General features: G+C 56.1%; 14 protein-coding genes and 1 riboswitch. Of the genes, 9 read left to right on the forward strand and 5 right to left on the reverse strand.

Translation table 11 applies throughout. The annotated features are described in order from the left end of the window. The first annotated feature begins 138 nt into the window (after window positions 1-138). From ACYVHC_RS15025 to ACYVHC_RS15040, 4 genes are all read left to right on the forward strand, one after another. The gene (locus ACYVHC_RS15025) at window positions 139-1,134 is read left to right on the forward strand and encodes an NADP-dependent oxidoreductase (RefSeq protein WP_460614588.1); all 996 of its coding nucleotides are present in this window, start codon (window positions 139-141) and stop codon (window positions 1,132-1,134) included. A 137-nt stretch (window positions 1,135-1,271) separates the two neighbouring features. Beyond that, window positions 1,272-1,952 carry a type 1 glutamine amidotransferase domain-containing protein gene (locus tag ACYVHC_RS15030; protein WP_460614589.1) on the forward strand — a complete coding sequence of 227 codons (681 nt, stop codon included), beginning with the start codon at window positions 1,272-1,274 and terminating at the stop codon, window positions 1,950-1,952. A gap of 293 nt (window positions 1,953-2,245) precedes the next feature. Next, the gene (locus ACYVHC_RS15035) at window positions 2,246-2,476 is read left to right on the forward strand and encodes a hypothetical protein (RefSeq protein ID WP_460614591.1); all 231 of its coding nucleotides are present in this window, start codon (window positions 2,246-2,248) and stop codon (window positions 2,474-2,476) included. A gap of 141 nt (window positions 2,477-2,617) precedes the next feature. Continuing rightward, complete coding sequence (locus tag ACYVHC_RS15040; protein ID WP_460614592.1) at window positions 2,618-4,549, forward strand: ABC-F family ATP-binding cassette domain-containing protein; 1,932 nt, start codon at window positions 2,618-2,620, stop codon at window positions 4,547-4,549. A 145-nt stretch (window positions 4,550-4,694) separates the two neighbouring features. Here ACYVHC_RS15040 and ACYVHC_RS15045 read toward each other — a convergent pair whose 3' ends face one another. The 3 genes from ACYVHC_RS15045 to ACYVHC_RS15055 form a co-directional block, all read right to left on the reverse strand. Then, window positions 4,695-5,465, reverse strand: a complete 771-nt coding sequence (locus tag ACYVHC_RS15045; RefSeq protein WP_460614593.1) for a hypothetical protein — start codon at window positions 5,463-5,465, stop codon at window positions 4,695-4,697. 105 nt (window positions 5,466-5,570) lie between these two features. Next, a complete protein-coding gene (locus tag ACYVHC_RS15050) occupies window positions 5,571-5,921 on the reverse strand; it encodes a DUF952 domain-containing protein (protein ID WP_460614594.1) in 351 nt (116 codons plus the stop codon). A gap of 155 nt (window positions 5,922-6,076) precedes the next feature. After that, window positions 6,077-6,463 carry a hypothetical protein gene (locus tag ACYVHC_RS15055; RefSeq protein ID WP_460614595.1) on the reverse strand — a complete coding sequence of 129 codons (387 nt, stop codon included), beginning with the start codon at window positions 6,461-6,463 and terminating at the stop codon, window positions 6,077-6,079. A 154-nt stretch (window positions 6,464-6,617) separates the two neighbouring features. Between ACYVHC_RS15055 and hppD the strand changes: the two genes are divergently transcribed. The 5 genes from hppD to ACYVHC_RS15080 all read left to right on the forward strand — a co-directional run bounded on the left by hppD (window position 6,618) and on the right by ACYVHC_RS15080 (window position 13,779). Next, window positions 6,618-7,751: a 4-hydroxyphenylpyruvate dioxygenase family protein gene (gene hppD, locus ACYVHC_RS15060; RefSeq protein ID WP_460614596.1), complete on the forward strand. Its 1,134-nt coding sequence runs from the start codon at window positions 6,618-6,620 to the stop codon at window positions 7,749-7,751. A 171-nt stretch (window positions 7,752-7,922) separates the two neighbouring features. After that, window positions 7,923-8,012: riboswitch (SAM riboswitch) on the forward strand. Between the two features lie 441 nt (window positions 8,013-8,453). Next, window positions 8,454-9,482: an ATP-grasp domain-containing protein gene (locus ACYVHC_RS15065; protein ID WP_460614597.1), complete on the forward strand. Its 1,029-nt coding sequence runs from the start codon at window positions 8,454-8,456 to the stop codon at window positions 9,480-9,482. A gap of 6 nt (window positions 9,483-9,488) precedes the next feature. Beyond that, complete coding sequence (locus tag ACYVHC_RS15070) at window positions 9,489-10,514, forward strand: LLM class flavin-dependent oxidoreductase (RefSeq protein WP_460614598.1); 1,026 nt, start codon at window positions 9,489-9,491, stop codon at window positions 10,512-10,514. 254 nt (window positions 10,515-10,768) lie between these two features. Next, entirely contained in the window at window positions 10,769-12,505 is a 1,737-nt protein-coding gene (locus tag ACYVHC_RS15075) for a phospho-sugar mutase (RefSeq protein WP_460614599.1), read from the forward strand. A gap of 113 nt (window positions 12,506-12,618) precedes the next feature. Then, window positions 12,619-13,779 (forward strand): outer membrane beta-barrel protein, encoded by a 1,161-nt coding sequence (locus ACYVHC_RS15080; protein WP_460614600.1) that lies wholly within the window; start codon window positions 12,619-12,621, stop codon window positions 13,777-13,779. Window positions 13,780-13,827: 48 nt separating this feature from the next. On the opposite strand, the gene ACYVHC_RS15085 is transcribed toward ACYVHC_RS15080, so the two are convergent. Next, window positions 13,828-14,895 carry a hypothetical protein gene (locus ACYVHC_RS15085; RefSeq protein WP_460614601.1) on the reverse strand — a complete coding sequence of 356 codons (1,068 nt, stop codon included), beginning with the start codon at window positions 14,893-14,895 and terminating at the stop codon, window positions 13,828-13,830. A gap of 252 nt (window positions 14,896-15,147) precedes the next feature. After that, entirely contained in the window at window positions 15,148-16,836 is a 1,689-nt protein-coding gene (locus tag ACYVHC_RS15090) for an ABC1 kinase family protein (RefSeq protein ID WP_460614602.1), read from the reverse strand. Window positions 16,837-16,996: the final 160 nt, after the last annotated feature.

The following is a 16,996-nucleotide window of genomic DNA, read 5'->3' on the forward strand; positions in this document are numbered from 1 at the left end:
ACGTAGTAACGCTGTCATTCTGAGCAGCACGCAGGAGCTTATCCCGGGTGAACGGTTAATTCTGTACCGGCGCCAGAAGCAGTTGCGTTGCGCTCAGAATGACAGTTTTATTTTCTTCTCCATCACTACCTCCGCGCTATGCAAACGCAAACTATCCTGCTGGCCAGTCGCCCGAAAGGGGAGCCGACCGCCGCTCAATTCCAGTTTGAAACCCTGGAGCTTCCACCGCTTCAGCCGGGCCAGGTACTGCTCAAAACCCGCTATGTTTCCGTCGACCCGTATATGCGAGGCCGGATGAACGCGGGCAAATCGTATGTGCCTCCGTTTGAGGTAGGCCAGCCCATTACCGGTAGTGTGGTCGCCGAAGTGGTGGAAAGCAAGCTGGATCAATTTCCGGTAGGCACTCTGGTAGTAGGGAACCTGCCCTGGCAACAGTACAGCATTTCGGAGGGTCAGGGCCTGCAGCAAATACCTGCCGACCAGGCCCCTATCAGTTATTACCTGGGGTTACTAGGCATGCCGGGCATCACAGCCTATTTCGGGCTGCTCGATATCTGCCAGCCAAAAGCCGGCGAAACGGTGGTGGTTTCGGGTGCTGCCGGCGCCGTGGGCATGCTCGTAGGCCAAATTGCCAAGATTAAAGGAGCCCGCGTGATAGGCACGGCCGGCTCCGATGAGAAAGTGGCCTACCTCAAGCAGCTTGGTTTTGATGAAGCCATCAACTACAAAACCGCCAACATTCAGGCGGCCCTGGCTGCCGCGGCCCCTAATGGCGTAGATTGCTACTTCGATAATGTAGGCGGCGCTATTACGGACGCCGTGTACAACCTGCTGAATAAGCACGCCCGTATTGCCCTCTGCGGCCAAATTTCCAGCTACAATGCTACTGAAGCGCCGGTTGGCCCGCGGCCCGAAGGCAAGCTGCTCACTACTAGCTCCCGCCTGCAAGGCTTCATCGTGAGCGACTATTATCAGCGGTGGCCCGAGGCGGTAAAGCAGCTTACCGAGTGGTACAAAGCCGGTCAGCTCCAGACCGAGGAAACGATTACCGACGGCTTCGACCAGATACCAGCAGCTTTCCTGGGCCTGTTTAAGGGCGAAAATACCGGCAAGGCCATCGTGAAGGTTGCGTAAGTTTTAGGCCCTAGTCCTTTACTACCCCTTGCTGCTGCGCAAACTGTCCGCAGCTCTTTGCCGTAATCTACAGTTCAGCTCCGGCGTGCGTCCTTGCTTGCACCCAAGTCACTTTCCACCACCTAATTTTCTTGCAAATGAATATTTTAGTAGTTCTTACCTCGCACGACCAACTAGGCAACACTGGGCACAAAACCGGTTTCTGGCTGGAAGAATTTGCCGCCCCCTACTACGTGTTTAAAGATGCCGGTGCTACGCTCACACTGGCTTCGCCCAAAGGCGGCCAACCTCCGCTAGACCCCAAAAGCGACGACCCCAGCGCCCAGACGGAGGCAACCGAGCGTTTCAAAAAAGACCCGGAAGCCCAAAAGGCGTTGGCCAACACGGTTCCACTCTCGTCTGTTTCGGCTGCTGATTTTGATGCTGTGTTTTACCCCGGCGGCCACGGCCCTCTCTGGGACCTGGCCGAGGACCGCACATCCATCGAGCTGATTGAGACCATGTACAACGCTGGCAAACCCGTAGCAGCTGTATGCCACGCCCCGGGCGTGCTGCGCCATGCAAAAGATGCCACCGGCAACTCACTGGTAAAAGGCAAATCGGTAGCTGGTTTCACGAACACCGAGGAGGAAGCTGTGCAGCTAACCAATGTCGTTCCCTTCTTGGTAGAAGATATGCTGAAGCAAAACGGCGGCAACTACTCTAAAGGCGCTGACTGGGCGCCCTACGTCACGCAAGACGGCAACCTCATCACGGGCCAAAACCCGGCTTCATCGGAGCCAGCGGCCGAAGCTCTGCTGAAAATGCTGGCTAAGTAACTAGGTCCGATTGGCGCGCAAACTGCCCCGATGGCTTCTGAGATAGAAGTCATCGGGGCAGTTTTTTGTGCAGACTGGTGTAGTTGTCACTTCCACTTTTTAGTACAACTCAGTCGTTTGCCTCTGAGTTAATTATGCTTGCCTGTTCCTATCTACGGTAGAGGTTACCATTCCTGAGTTGCCATGCCGTGCTGGTGCTCATGCCATTAGTAGCATGCTAAATTTCTGTGGAGGGCGCGCCAAATCCTCACAACTTCTTATATTTCCTGCCTTATCCGTTCCCTTTTGAGCATATGAGCAAGATTCTGGAAGAAATTGACCAGGTGCTGGCCACCTTCGACTCCAGCCACGGCCGTCCGGTTGCCATTGAGCTAGGCGAGCGTAAGTACACGCAACTCGTGCTGGATGTGGCTCATCTGTATGAAGGCGACAGCCTCACGCACAACACTGGCCGCCCGCTGGCCTACCGCGGCCTCGAAATCCTGCGCGACGACACTCACCGCGACCGGGTACGGGTGATATAAGTGGCAAGTGAAGAGCTGAAAATAAGGACTGGTGAGTTTGCTGTTTGGCTGTACTACTAGGTAGGCCTGAACATTAAACCCACCGTTCACATTTTCACCTCCTTCTCCTTTCACAACCCTCCCTCTCGTACCTTTGCAGGTATGAATCTGCTTTCTGCTGAGAATCTCTCAAAAAATTACGCCGACCGGTGGCTGTTCCGGGACCTGAACTTTGGCTTGCTCCAGGGCCAGCGCGTAGCCTTCGTGGGCATCAACGGCACTGGAAAAACCACGCTCATGCGCATCTTGGCGGGCCTTGAGCAGCCCGATACTGGCCTGGTGAGCACCCGCAAAGGCATCCGGGTTACGTACCTGGGCCAGCAACCGGTGTTTGATGAAAGCCTAACGGTAGAAGAAACCATCTTCGCCAGCCAGAACGATACGCTACGCGCCATTAAGGAATACGAGCACGTCGTCAACGACCCCGACCACAAGTCTGATGACCTGCAGCGCGTGCTGGAGCGTATGGATGCGCTTAATGCCTGGGATTATGAGGCGCAGGTGCAGCAGATCTTGAGCCGGCTGGGCATCCTCGGCGAGCTGCTGACCCGTAACGTTAGCCAGCTTTCGGGTGGGCAGCGCAAACGCGTGGCTCTGGCCCGCGTGCTCATCGAAGAGCCCGACGTACTGCTGCTCGACGAACCAACCAACCACCTGGACCTGGCTACCATTGAGTGGCTGGAAAACCGCCTGTCGTCGCCGAGCCTGACGCTGCTGATGGTAACCCACGACCGGTACTTCCTCGACAGCGTGGCCAACGAAATAGTGGAGCTCGACAAGGGCCAGATGTACCGCTACCAGGGCAACTACGCTTATTTTGTAGAGAAGAAAGCCGACCGCGAGATGCGGGAAGCCACCGAGGTAGAAAAGGCCCGCCAGCTGTTTAAAAAGGAGCTGGAATGGATGCGCCGCATGCCGCAGGCCCGGGGCACCAAGCAAAAAGCCCGCATCGACGCCTTCTATATTACCAAGGAGAAAGCTAGCACCAACCTCAGCAAACAGCAGGTGGAGCTGAGCGTGAAAACCACGCGCCAGGGCGGTAAAATTATTGAAGCCAGCCACCTCAACAAGAAGTTTGGCGACAACGTGGTGCTGGATGATTTCAGCTACGTGTTCAAGAAGAAGGACCGGATTGGTTTGGTTGGCCCCAATGGCGCGGGCAAATCCACGCTGCTGAACATGCTCACGGGCAAGCTCCAGCCCGATTCGGGTACCATTGAAGTGGGCCAGACCACCGTGTTTGGCTACTACACGCAAACGGAGCTGGAATTTGACCCTTCGCAGCGAGTTATCGACATTGTGAAGGAGGTGGCCGAAATTGTGGAGCTAGCCAACGGCGACGTGCTCACGGCCAGCCAGTTTCTGAGCTTGTTTCTGTTTCCGCCGGCCCAGCAGTACACCATGGTAAGTAAGCTGAGCGGGGGCGAAAAGCGCCGTTTGCAACTGCTACGGGTACTTATCAAGAACCCCAACTTCCTGATTCTTGACGAGCCAACCAACGACCTGGACCTGGGCACGCTCAACATTCTGGAAGACTTCCTGCTGCACTTTGGCGGCTGCCTGATTATCGTAAGCCACGACCGGTACTTCCTGGATCAGTTAGCCGACCACCTGTTTGTGCTGGAGCCCGGTGGGGCCGTGCTCAACTTCCCCGGCAACTACACCGACTACCGCGGCTACCTGGCCGAGCGCGAAAGTGAAGCCGCCGTGGAGTCCGCTGAGAAAGAAGCCAAGCAGGCGCGCGCCGCTGCCAAAGCTGCCGTTGCGGCCCCAGCGCAAGCGCCGGTTGCAGCTGCTCCTAAACCTAGCGAGACGCCTAAGCGCAAGGCCACCTTTGCCGAGAAAAAGGAGTACGAAACGCTGGAAAAGGAGCTGGAGCAACTCGAAATCCAGAAGCAGGAGCTCATAGGAAAGCTGAACTCCGGCGCTGGCTCCCACCAAGAGCTGGCCGATTGGGCCGCTCAACTCAAGCGCACCGACGCTGACCTCGACACGAAAGGAGAGCGGTGGCTAGAGCTTGCCGAGCTCGTATAGCCCAAGCACCTAGTCCATCAAAAAGCCCTTCCTGAACTATATCAGGAAGGGCTTTTTTACGGGCAATTGAATTTGCATTCGGCAGTGATTGGCAAGCTACATCACTCTTACTGAATGATTTTGCGTTTCAGGTACTACCTAGGTACTAGATACCCGGAATCTGGGTGAAATCGAACTGCACGGGGCGCTCATTGAAGAAGGCCACGAGGCGCACGCGTTTCATGTAGTCATTCCGGGGAAAATACACCTGGCCCGTAACTCGTTCCCCCGGCTGCAGCGTGGTTCGGAGCAGCACCGACGACTCTAAATGGGCTAATTTGCTGTGGAGCTCATCGGCTTGCTGGGCATGTTGCTCTCGCTGTTCCTCAAAAAACGCGTTGTCGCTTTGGTGGCGGTCGTCGCGCTCCGCGACTTGCTCAGCTGTTTCTTTCTTTTTGATGCTAGCTACATCTTCGGCCACATGGCTTGCGCTGGTCAGGATTTCAAACCAGCTAACGTTTGTGGCCTTGGCGGCCTGCTTGTCGCGCTTGGCGGCCAACTGCTGCAGTTGCATCTGCGGGTCCAGGGCCGGAACCTTCAGGTGTTGTATTCCCTGAGCCAGCTGGGCTTCGGCCAAGGAATCGTTCGGGAGCATAAGGTAGTAGAAGGTTTCGGGCGCAACAACTACAGGCTGATCGGAATAATTAGTGAACTGTGCTTCAAAAACCAGTGCTTTCTGCTCGTAGCGTACAAAACCCAAGCGAACTTGCACGCTGTCGGGGTGGCGCACCACGCTGGTAGGGTGGCCATCTACCCAGGGTCCATCGTAGCGGTTGGGCAGCATCTTGAGGAAAGATGTAGAGCTGCAGGAAGTTAAAAATACTAGGCACCACAGGGCCGCAAACCCCTGCCCGATGCGTAAGGATGAAATAGCCATTAAAGTAGTTTCTGGAAGGATAACTGCTGACCAGAGCCGGCGCAAAAACTAATAACTACGCCGGCGCTATATAGTGTTTCTGCACCGCAACAATAGCTCCAAGTTCTACTGTACTAGCCCTTCGGGCAGCTCAAACCGCCCCGCAGCATCGGCACCAAACGCCCAGAAGCGCCGCATGGCAGCCAGCGGCACCGGCCCAAATACATGCGCGAAATGCTGCTGCCGGCTCTCCACCCACTCTCGCTCCAGACGCACTCCGGCCGCAGCCAGCGCTTCTTCGTCCCACTCTAGCAGCACTACATCAGTGCGATGGGGGTAGTAGCGGTGGGCCGTTTCCAGAATCTGGTGCTGCTCCGAGCAGTGAATGAAGCCCACGGCTGCTAGGTCGGGGCTGGCAAAGAAGCCGGTTTGCTGGGCCTGCTCCCAATCGGCGGGTTCGGCAATGCGGTAGAGCATGCGCTAACATTATAGATGAAATGCCTGCTCATGCCAAGGCGCAGCCGACGCAGCTTACGGGTTGCAAGAGGGCTAGTACCCACTTGGTTCCGTGCAAGCTGCGTCGGCTGCGCCTTGGCATACTTTAGGTGATTAGAGCAAATGTACTGCTCAGCTTACGCCTTCCAGAGCTCCTGCTGCACGGCTTTGCCTACCGTTAGCATGATGCGGGTGGGACTGGGTACGAGCGTAATACGCGCCTCTTTGCCGGGGTACTTCTCAGAGTCAACCCACACGCCTTCTTTGGGCGAGGGTTTGCCGCCGGTGCTGGAGGGCAAGTAAGCCGTAGGCAGCAGCACGTCGGTATCCGAGTTCAGGTCGTTGTGCACTTTCTCTAGGGCCGCCTCCAGGAAAGGGCCGTACTCTTCGTTGAAATCGTCTTCCAGATCGTGCAGTTCCTCCTCTACATCATCGTAGCGGGCGTCGTCGTACGACATCTCGTGCAGCAACTGTTTCTTTTCGATGAGCGCAACGAGGGCGCGGTCGAGGTCCTCCTTATTCATGGCCACGGGCAATAAATGGTGTGTTGCAAAGGTGCGTAGGAATTGGGGATTTTACGAAGTTCCGGAAGCGCATGTTGGCAGAAGCGCCACGAATCCGGCTATTCCTGTATTTTTACCAACGCATTCTATCCACCCGTTACTTCATATCCCGCCCATGGAAACCATGACTTCGCCGGCCGTACAGGCCCATCCCGCCCACGATTTTCTGCCGCTCAATGGTACTGATTTTCTGGAGTTTTACGTCGGTAATGCCAAGCAGTCGGCGTATTTCTACCAGGCGGCTTTCGGCTTTGAGCTGGTAGCCTATGCCGGCCCCGAAACCGGCGTGCGCGACCGGGCCAGCTACGTGCTCCAGCAAAACAAAATTCGGTTGGTGCTCACTACCTCCCTCCTGCCCGACTCCGACATTACCCGCCACGTAGCTCAGCACGGCGACGGCGTGAAGGTGATGGCCCTGTGGGTGGATGATGCCCGCAAATCGTTCGAAGAAACCACCAAGCGCGGCGCCAAGCCCGCTTTCGAGCCCTATACCATCGAGGACGAACACGGCTCCGTGACGCTGTCGGGCATCTATACCTACGGCGAAACCATTCACACCTTCGTGGAGCGCACCAACTACTCGGGCCCATTCCTGCCGGGTTTCGTGGCCCGCAAGAGCAACGTTCCGCAAGGTCCGGCCGTGGGCCTGCAGTACGTCGACCACTGCGTAGGCAACGTAGGCTGGGGCGAAATGAACCAGTGGGTGAAATTCTACGAGGACGTGATGGGCTTTAAGCTGCTCATCACCTTCGACGACGACGACATCAGCACCGAGTACTCGGCCCTGATGAGCAAGGTGGTGTCGAATGGCAACGGCTTCGTGAAATTCCCCATCAATGAGCCTGCCGAAGGCAAGAAAAAGTCGCAGATTGAGGAGTACCTCGACTTCTATCACTCGCCTGGCGTGCAGCACATGGCGCTCATCACCAACGATATCCGCACGACGGTAACGGAGCTGCGCCGCCGCGGCGTGGAGTTTCTGCAAGTGCCCAACACCTATTACGATGACCTGCTGGACCGCGTGGGCCACATCGATGAGGACCTGGACAGCATCCGCGACCTGAACCTGCTCGTGGACCGCGACGAGGAAGGCTATTTGCTTCAGATTTTCACGAAGCCCGTGGAAGACCGCCCCACCGTATTTTATGAAATCATTCAGCGCAAAGGCGCCAAGAGCTTCGGCAAAGGCAACTTTAAGGCGCTGTTTGAGGCCATTGAGCGTGAGCAGGCCCTGCGCGGCAACCTGTAATTTTACTAGCCCTTTAGCGTAAGAAAAGCCCGGTCAAGCAATTGGCTGGGCTTTTTTGGCTCTAGCGGTTTAATTCATCAAGGTACCTTGCAACCATATGTGGTTGAATTTGGCAATGTGCTACGGCCTGATTTACCTTTGCAGAGTCAATTCTTTCTGACCAAAGGATTGTTTTTATACAGAGGCGTGGAGAGACAGGCTCGACGAAACGCCGGCAACCCCCAGTTACTGGAACGGTGCCAACTCCTGCACATATAAAAACAAGTTGCCGTGGACACTGCCAACAACGTTTCGGTTCGCTCTGCTTCTCCCGTTGCTCCTTCGCAACGGCTCACCTCTGGCGTGTGCATGCACGTAGCCGGTTGGTACATGGCTGGCGCGTGTTGTTGTTGTTAGTACCCCGCTGTATCCAGCTGAGCTAGCACGTTTGCTGGCATGTTGCCCCTAGTACTTTTCAGGTTCTCGCCTCTGCTTGCAGGGCGTGGCAAACACCGCGTATGGTGGCCTTTCGGCACGTGCCCGGCCTCGCATGCCCGCATGTTGTACGGTGCTCAGGGAGCAACTCACGCCCTCCTACTGTTTAGCCACTGACTACTAGCCATCTAGCTTCTTCTGGGCTGCGCACTGCTGCGTGGCCTTCTCAGACGATACTGGCTTGCCGTGTCGTCCTCTTCCCCACCTACCTCTTCTTACTTTTTCCTCATGGCGCACGCTGTAAAGCCCATTGGCATCTATTACGAACACCCCGAGTGGTTTAAACCCTTGTTTGCGGAGCTCGACCGGCGGGGCTTACCCTACGAGCAAATCGACGCCGCGCACCACCTCTTCGACCCTTCCGAAACTGAAAGCCGCTACTCGTTGGTCGTGAACCGCATGAGCTCCTCGGCATACCTGCGCGGCCACGGGCAGGGCATTTTCCACACCGCAGGCTTCGCTACGCACCTTGAGCGCATCGGCACACGCATCATCAACGGCTCGGCGGCTACGGCCATTGAAACCAACAAAGCCCGCCAGCTTTCCCTGTTTGCTTCCCTAGATCTGAAATACCCCAAATCCTTCGTCGTGAACCATGCTTCGCGCATTCCGGACGCGGCCCAACAGCTGCAATTCCCGATTGTGGTGAAGGTGAACATTGGGGGTAGCGGCGCCGGCATCATTCGCTTCGATACCCTGGAAGGCGTACGCGCCGCTGTAGAAGCCGGCCAGATTGACCTCGGCATCGACCAAACCGCCTTGGTGCAGGAATACGTGACGCCCCGCGACGGCAACATTCACCGCGTGGAGACGCTTAACGGCAAGTTCCTGTACGCCATGAAGGTATATACTACCGGTGAAAGCTTCAACCTCTGCCCCGCCGAAATCTGCCAGATTCCGGAGGAGCAGTCGGCAGAGTTTTGCCTCACGGAAGCACCCAAGAAAGGCATTCAGGTGGAAGCCTTTACGCCCCCAGCCGAGGTAGTAGAGGCCGTGGAGCGCATTGTGGCCGCCGCCAAAATTGACGTGGGTGGCATTGAGTACCTGATTGATGACCGCACCGGCGACGTACTGTTTTATGACATCAATGCCCTCTCCAACTTCGTGGCCGACGCCGTGAATGTGGTGGGCTTCGACCCCTACGCCCGCTTCGTGGATTACCTGGAAACGCAACTGGCGCCCACAACAGCTTCTGGTTCGCTAGGTACTGCCGCGGCTCAAACCTCTCACCAGCCGGTTCCGGCTTCTATTCACTAGGTCATCATGAGATACGGATATTGGATGCCCGTTTTTGGCGGGTGGCTGCGCAACGTCGAGGACGAAAACATGCGCGCCGACTGGGACTACGTGAAAACGCTGGCCCAACGTAGTGAGGACCTAGGCTACGACCTTTCCCTCATTGCCGAGCTAAACCTCAACGACATCAAAGGCGAAGAAGCCCCTTCTCTGGATGCCTGGAGCACAGCCGCCGCCCTGGCTGCCGTTACGAAGAAACTAGAGCTCATGGTGGCCGTGCGGCCTACGTTCCACTCCCCGGCGTTGCTGGCCAAGCAGGCAGCCAACATCGACCACATCAGCGGCGGCCGCTTGAGCCTGAATGTGGTGTCTTCGTGGTGGCAGGATGAGGCGAAGAAATACGGCGTACACTTTGAGCAGCACGATGACCGCTATGCCCGCACCGCCGAGTGGCTGCACGTGGTAGACAACCTCTGGAAGCAGGACCACTTCACCTTCGAGGGCAAGTTTTATAAGGTTACAGACTCCATTCTGCAGCCCAAGCCGGTGTCGCGCCCACGGCCTTTTCTGTACGCTGGCGGTGAGTCGGAAGCAGCCAAAAACCTGATTGCGGCCCAGTGCGACGGCTACGTAATGCACGGCGACGAGCCCGCCGCCATCGGGCGCCGCATTCAGGACCTGAGCCAGCGCCGCGAAAAGCTGGGCCTGCCACCCATGAAGTTTGGCGTAGCAGCGTACTCTATCGTGCGCAACACCGAGCAGGAAGTAAAAAAAGAGCTGGAGCGCATTACCAACGTAAACGGCTCGGCGGCTGGCTACAAAAACTACCAGCAGTGGCTGGCCGGCACCCAGCTCGAAAACCAGGTAAGCCTGCAGGATTACTCGGTATCGAACCGCGGCCTACGCTCCGGCCTCACCGGCACCCCCGACCAGGTAGCCGAGCGCATTGCCGCCTTCGAAGCCGTGGGCGTTGACCTGTTCTTACTGCAGTGCAGCCCGCAACTGGAAGAAATGGAGCGTTTCTCCGAAGCCGTCATTCAGGTGCTGGCCTAGGTTAGCTTGCGGTTTAGAATGCAACCGGCCCTAGTAAATACGCACGCACCTCGCGTCGTTTTACTAGGGCCGGTTGCATTCTAAACCCTGCGGCGCTGCGCAAACTCCATGGCTCGTTGCTACCGTTGCGCATGGGCTGGGCCCGGGAAGTGCTCAATCTCGGACACTTACTAACTTAAGTAGGCAGAACACAAGAAAACCTCTTTTCTTTACTCCCGTTCTCAGAATCCCAAGTACCCAAACCCTACCTGAGTATGGCCCTAACGCCGAGCATCCAAGAGAAAATTACGACCTGGCTGAGCGACAGCTACGACACGAATACCCACACCGAAATCCGCGACCTGATAGCCCAGAATCAGGAGGAATTCCTTTCTGATGCCTTCTACCGCAACCTGGAGTTTGGCACCGGCGGCTTGCGCGGCATTATGGGTGCGGGCTCTAACCGCATGAACCGCTACACGCTGGGCATGGCTACGCAAGGCTTGTGCAACTACCTGCTGCAGCAGTTTCCGGGGCAAGAAATTAAGGTGGCCGTCGCGCACGACTCGCGCAACAACAGCAAGGAATTCGCGCGCATTGCCGCCGACATCTTCTCGGCCAATGGCATTACGGTGTTCCTTTTCGATGCTCTGCGCCCCACGCCGGAGCTGTCGTTTGCCATTCGGTACCTGGGCTGCCAGAGCGGCTGTGTGGTTACGGCTTCGCACAACCCCAAAGAGTACAACGGCTTTAAAGTATACTGGAACGATGGCGCGCAGGTAGTAGCCCCCCACGACAAGAACATCATCCGGGAGGTAGAAGCCATTCAGTCGGTGAGTGAGGTGAAGTTTCAGGCCGATGAGTCGCGCGTCCGCCTGATTGGCGCCGAGCTTGATGAGGCTTACCTGGCCCGGGTAAAGGAGCTCAGCATCAACCCCGCCGCCATCCAGCGCCAGCACGACCTCAAGATTGTGTACACACCGCTGCATGGCACTGGCATTACGCTGGTACCTAAAGCACTGGCGCAGCTAGGCTTTACCAATGTGCACATCGTGGAAGCGCAGGCTACGCCTGATGGCAACTTCCCCACGGTGTTATCACCGAACCCCGAGGAAAAAGTAGCCATGCAAATGGCCCTCGACCAAGCTAAAGCCCTCGATGCCGACCTCGTTATTGCCACCGACCCCGACTCGGACCGCGTAGGCATTGCCGTAAAGGACAACGTCGGCGAGTGGGTGCTGGTTAACGGTAACCAAACCGCTGCGCTGCTTACGCACTACCTCCTTTCGGCCCGCAAACTGGCTGGCAAGATGACGGAGAAGGACTTCATTGTGTACACCATTGTTACCAGCGAAGTACTCGGTGATATTGCCCGCCATCAGGGCGTGAAGGCCTACCAGACCCTGACGGGCTTCAAGTACATTGCCGGCATCATCCGCGACCTGGAAGGCGAGGAAAACTACATTGGCGGCGGCGAGGAAAGCTACGGCTACATGATCGGCGACTTTGTGCGCGACAAAGACGCTATTTCGGCCTGCGCCGTACTAACCGAAATGGCCGCCGTTGCCAAAGACCACGGTCGCACCTTGTACCAGGAAATGGTGCAGATGTACCTGGACTATGGCTTCTACAAGGAGCACCTGATTTCGCTGACCAAAAAAGGCCAGCGCGGCGCCGAGGAAATTCAGGAAATGATGGCCAGCCTGCGGGCCACGCCGCCTGCTACCATTGCCGGCCAGCCCGTAGTGGAACTGCGCGACTACAAGACGGGTAAAATCCGGGACATGCGCACCGGCCTGGAAACTGAAACCGGCCTGGAAAGCTCGAACGTCCTTCAGTTTATTCTGGAAGATGGCAGCAAAATCTCGGCCCGCCCCAGCGGCACCGAGCCCAAAATCAAGTTCTACTTCAGCGTGCGCCAGCCCCTGGCCTCCGCCGTGGACTTCGACCTAGCTGACCGCCTAGCCGGCGAAAAAATCCAGCGCATTATTGATGATATGCAGCTGAAGTAAATTCAGTTTCTTTGTAGTGTAGAGCAAGCCTGGGCTATACCGCTCAGGCTTTTTCTATGCCCATTGCTCCTCCTACCTGACCCGAACTTTTATACAACACTTTTACTTTTTACATGAAGGCTTATTTTATAGCAGCAATGCTAGGGCTTACTTCGCTCTCAGCCCTAGCTCAACGTGCCAGTGAAAACCATTACCTAGTAACTTCTAAAGGAGATACGCTGCGCGGAAGGATTAGCATAACCGGAGGCCAAAACCAAACGATCCGTCTGCACCGCCCCAACCAATCTGTAGCAGACTTTTCTGCAACCGATGTGACTAGCTACGGCGACGCCAACGGTGTGTGGGGAGTAAGCCAAGCAGTAGGCCGTCCGCAGGGCGAAGCTCGGTTTGTTACTCCCTTAGTTTTGGGCCCAGTGAGCTTGTTTTCAGGTGAAAATACGTTGGGTGAAAAGCGCTTTTACATACAGCCGCATGATTCGGCTTACATAGTAGAAGTACCGCCTGCTACTGCTCGCCTTACCTATCTGCGCGTATTGCCCGGCTGCCCCAGCCTTGATTTCGCTTACAGCCAAATCGAAGGCCGCTACCTCTACAATTACAACGGCCTAACGCGCTTAGTGAAGGAGTACAACGCGTGCCGCTACCCTGAGCAGACGGCCAAACAGATAGCCGAACCCGGTGGCCTGCAAACATATTTCGGGGTAAAAGGAGGTGTACATACCACGCGACTGAATTATCCCGGCTTCCCGTCGAGTGCTACCTATACGGCACCGTTTAGCTATCAGGGCGGTGTGTTTATGAATGTAAGCTCAAGAAAGCAGTTTTCACTACAGATTGAGGCCGTGTACCTCGCTATTCGGGGAGAGTACGCGCCGATCAACATTTACAATGGTAATGCTAGTTATACTACTACCCGGGCCGTATCTGTAAAGTACTCCCAGTTACAATTCCCGCTGCTGTTGCGCTATACCATTGGGCATGGTAGCCTACGTCCTTATCTGAATGCGGGGCCGGTTTACGGCTTGAATTTCAATCGTAAAACCGAGGAGATTTTACAGGACTCTGACAAACCGACTGCCACCCGTCGGCAGTTTCAGGTTCCGAGTACCAACAGCGTAGGTGGTACTGCCGGACTAGGCTTGCTTGTTCAACGGCCCTCACTCCCAACGTTCTCCCTTGAAGCCCGGGCAGACCATATTATTGATAGTAGCGGTTACTACGACACAACTCCCACCCACACGTCATTCCGCCTTGATCTTGGAGTTGCTTTCTAGCCATCTCTGCAGGCTCCAGTAAAGTGCCCTATCTCGTGCAGGGATCCACTAAAACACAAAGTTGAAGGATGCCTGCCCGAGTAGGCCACGCAGGTCGCGGCTGCGGCTGTTGAGGGGCACAAAGTAGCTGGCTTTGGTGTCGAATAGCACGTGGCGGGTTTTGAGCAGCTCTACTCCCAGGCCTAGGTTCAGATTTGGGATAAAGTCATTGGCCTTGTCGTTGTTGCGGTTCAGGATGAAGCCGCCCACTTGGTAGCTAGTATAGAGGTTTAGGTAGCGGCGGCGGCCCCGGCCAAAGTTGCGCGGGTAAAAGTCCTGGCCGAAGTTGATCAGAAACAGCTCATTCACGAACTCAGCATCGGTAGTATTTTTCTCGGTGGGCTTATATACTCCTAAGTTGAAATAGCTTTTACCCCGTGTAAACAGATACTTGATGGCGTAGCCCTGGTACGCTGAGCTAGTGAGCCCCAGCTTAGGATTATCGAGGCGCATGTAGCTATACTCTACGCCAGGCATATTCACGAAGCTCACTTTCCGGTTGCCGGTCGGGAACGTAACCTCATCATAAAGCCGGAGGGTCACGTAGGCTTGGCCTCCATGGCTAGCTAGCAACTGCTGGCGCTGGCGCAACTGCCGCAGCCGCGTTTCGTGGCGCTCCACTTGGCTTTGCAACGTGGCGCGCTCGTCCTGAGGCAGTTTGGTGTTGAGGAGTTGGGTTTCTACCCGCTTAAGTTGGGCTGCTTCGGTTTGCTCGTCTGCTTGCAGTTCCAACAAGCGCGGAGCCAGCGTACGCACATTGAGGTTATTTTCGAGCACGTAGCCCAGCGTGGCCGTCAATGAATCGAGGCTTGGGAGAGCCCGGGTTGGCAACACAAACTCAGCTGTGAGTTGATCTGGAGTTTCTTCCTGCTTCTGCACCCGGGCAGCCTGGTCGCGGATAAAACGCTTAAGCGCACTGCCCGCCTCCGCAAATTTGGTTACTCCTACGGTAAGGCGCTTTTGCGTTTCAAACGACTCTTGCTCCTCCGTTGATTGCGCCATGGCGGGCACTAGCAAGCAGCTTAATAGGGTTGCGGCCAGCCAACGGCCTACTAGGCTAAGGTTCAATGATTTCATACAAGGGTTCGGTTACTTCTAGCCCCCTACTATCCGGAAGGCAGCAGCAAGTTGCTAGCTCTTAGCAAGCAAGCAAACCCCAATCGTTCATGAAATCAGACTTTTCAACTACGCCACAAAAATACTCAACTCGCTATTATTCAGACCTATAAATAACCAATATATAAGACTTTAAAATATATCTTTCAGACCAGATATGCTGAGTGCACAAGGTGCTTATACCTTGCTTCAGTTACTATATATCGAAAACTGCTACTCTCTTCGCCGGTCTTCCTTTGTGCCTAGGATAAACAGAATCAGAAGCAGAAACGCAGCTACGCCAAGGCTATACCACGTCACCATGGGCAGGCCTCGGTGGTAGGGCATAGAAGCCGGGTACTTGCCTAGTAAGCTCAGGCCCGCGAACAAAATCATGGCTACAGCAACGGCAGCCAGAATGCTGCGACTCACGAGCTGATCGGCTTTGCGCATGAGCAGGTGGTAGCCGCTGAGCTCTACGCGCAGCCGCAAATCGCCACGCGAGATTTTGCGCATGATCTGGCGCACATCGGTGGGCAGGGTCTGGACGAGGGCCAGGAGTTGGGTGCCGGTATAAAGGGCTTCGCTTTGGATGTTCTCGGCCGAGTACTGCTCGGCAATGATACGGGCACCGTAGGGCCGTACAAACTCAAAGGTGTTGAAGGACGGGTGCAGCACTTTGCCAATGCCTTCCAGAATCACGAGGGCCCGCAGAATCAGGAAGACGGCACCGGGCACTTGCAGCTTGTAGCGGTAGATGATGCCCTGCAACGCGTCGGCCAGATCCGACATACTCATTTCCTTGACATCGAGCGAGGCGAAATCCTCAATCAGTTGCGCCAGGTCGGCCTCAAAGGCGCGCATATCGGGAATTTCGGAGGTGAGGGCCAGCCGCCGGAAGTTGAGGGCCATGCTGCGCGGATCTTGGCGCGCCATACCAATGAACACGCCCGCAAACGCGTACTTCTGCTGCTTGGTCAGTCGACCTACCATCCCGAAATCAATCAGCACAATAGTGCCATCGGGGCGTACCAGCACGTTGCCAGGGTGTGGATCAGCGTGGAAGGCACCAAACTCGAATATCTGGGTCAGGTAGATATCCATGCCGGTTTCGGCCACTTTATCGGGCTTGAGGCCCCATGCCAGCAGTTGGGCTTTATCCGTGATTTTGCAGCCACTCACGTACTCAATTACTAGGATGCGGTTGGTGCTCAACTCCCGGTAAGGCTTCGGGATGTAGAAGGTTTCGTAGCTCTCATACAGCTTCCGAAACTGCTCCATGCTCCGCGCCTCGGAGGTGTAGTCGAGCTCCTTCATCATGCTGCGCTCAAAGGCATCCACAATGTCTTGGGGGTTGCTCAGGCCCTGGCGACGCAGGAAAGGAGCAGTAAGGCGTACTAGCTCGTGCAGCAGGCTCAAGTCGGTTCGTACTTTTTCCTGCACATCGGGGCGCTGCACTTTCACTACTACCCTTTCGCCGGTCAGCAACCGAGCCGCGTGCACCTGCCCAATGCTGGCCGAGCCCAGCGGTACTTCCTCGAAATCCGTGAATACTTCCTCCAACGGCCGGCCCAACTCCCGCTCAATAATCTTGCGGGCCTGCGCTACCGGGAAAGGCGGCACATTGCTTTGCAGCTTCTCGAACTCATCAATAAGCGGCTGGGGCAGCAAGTCGGCGCGGTTGCTCAGGGCCTGGGCTAGTTTAATGAACGTAGGCCCCAGCTCCTCGATAATCATGCGAATCCGCTGCCAGCGCGTGGTTTCGAACACCGGCTGCTCGCCCTGCTGCCAGGAGCGTCGTCGACTCTGCGGCACCAGCCGGCGCAGGGCCGTGCTGGTCACTACATCCTCAAAGCCGTAGCGAATCAGCACCTCAGCTACCTGCCGGATGCGCGCAATGTTGGAAATGGTGTTCTTAAACATGAAGCACGGATTGAACAATCAGAAGCCAATGGCAACCGCTGAGCCTGATGCCAAATTAGCAGGTTATCGGCTGGGTTGCGCTAGGCGCCGGTTACTAGGGTCCTGCATACAAAAAACCCCAGCCACAGAGCGGACCGGGGTTTTGATTGGGCAGCTTACG

Source organism: Hymenobacter seoulensis (assembly GCF_054780535.1).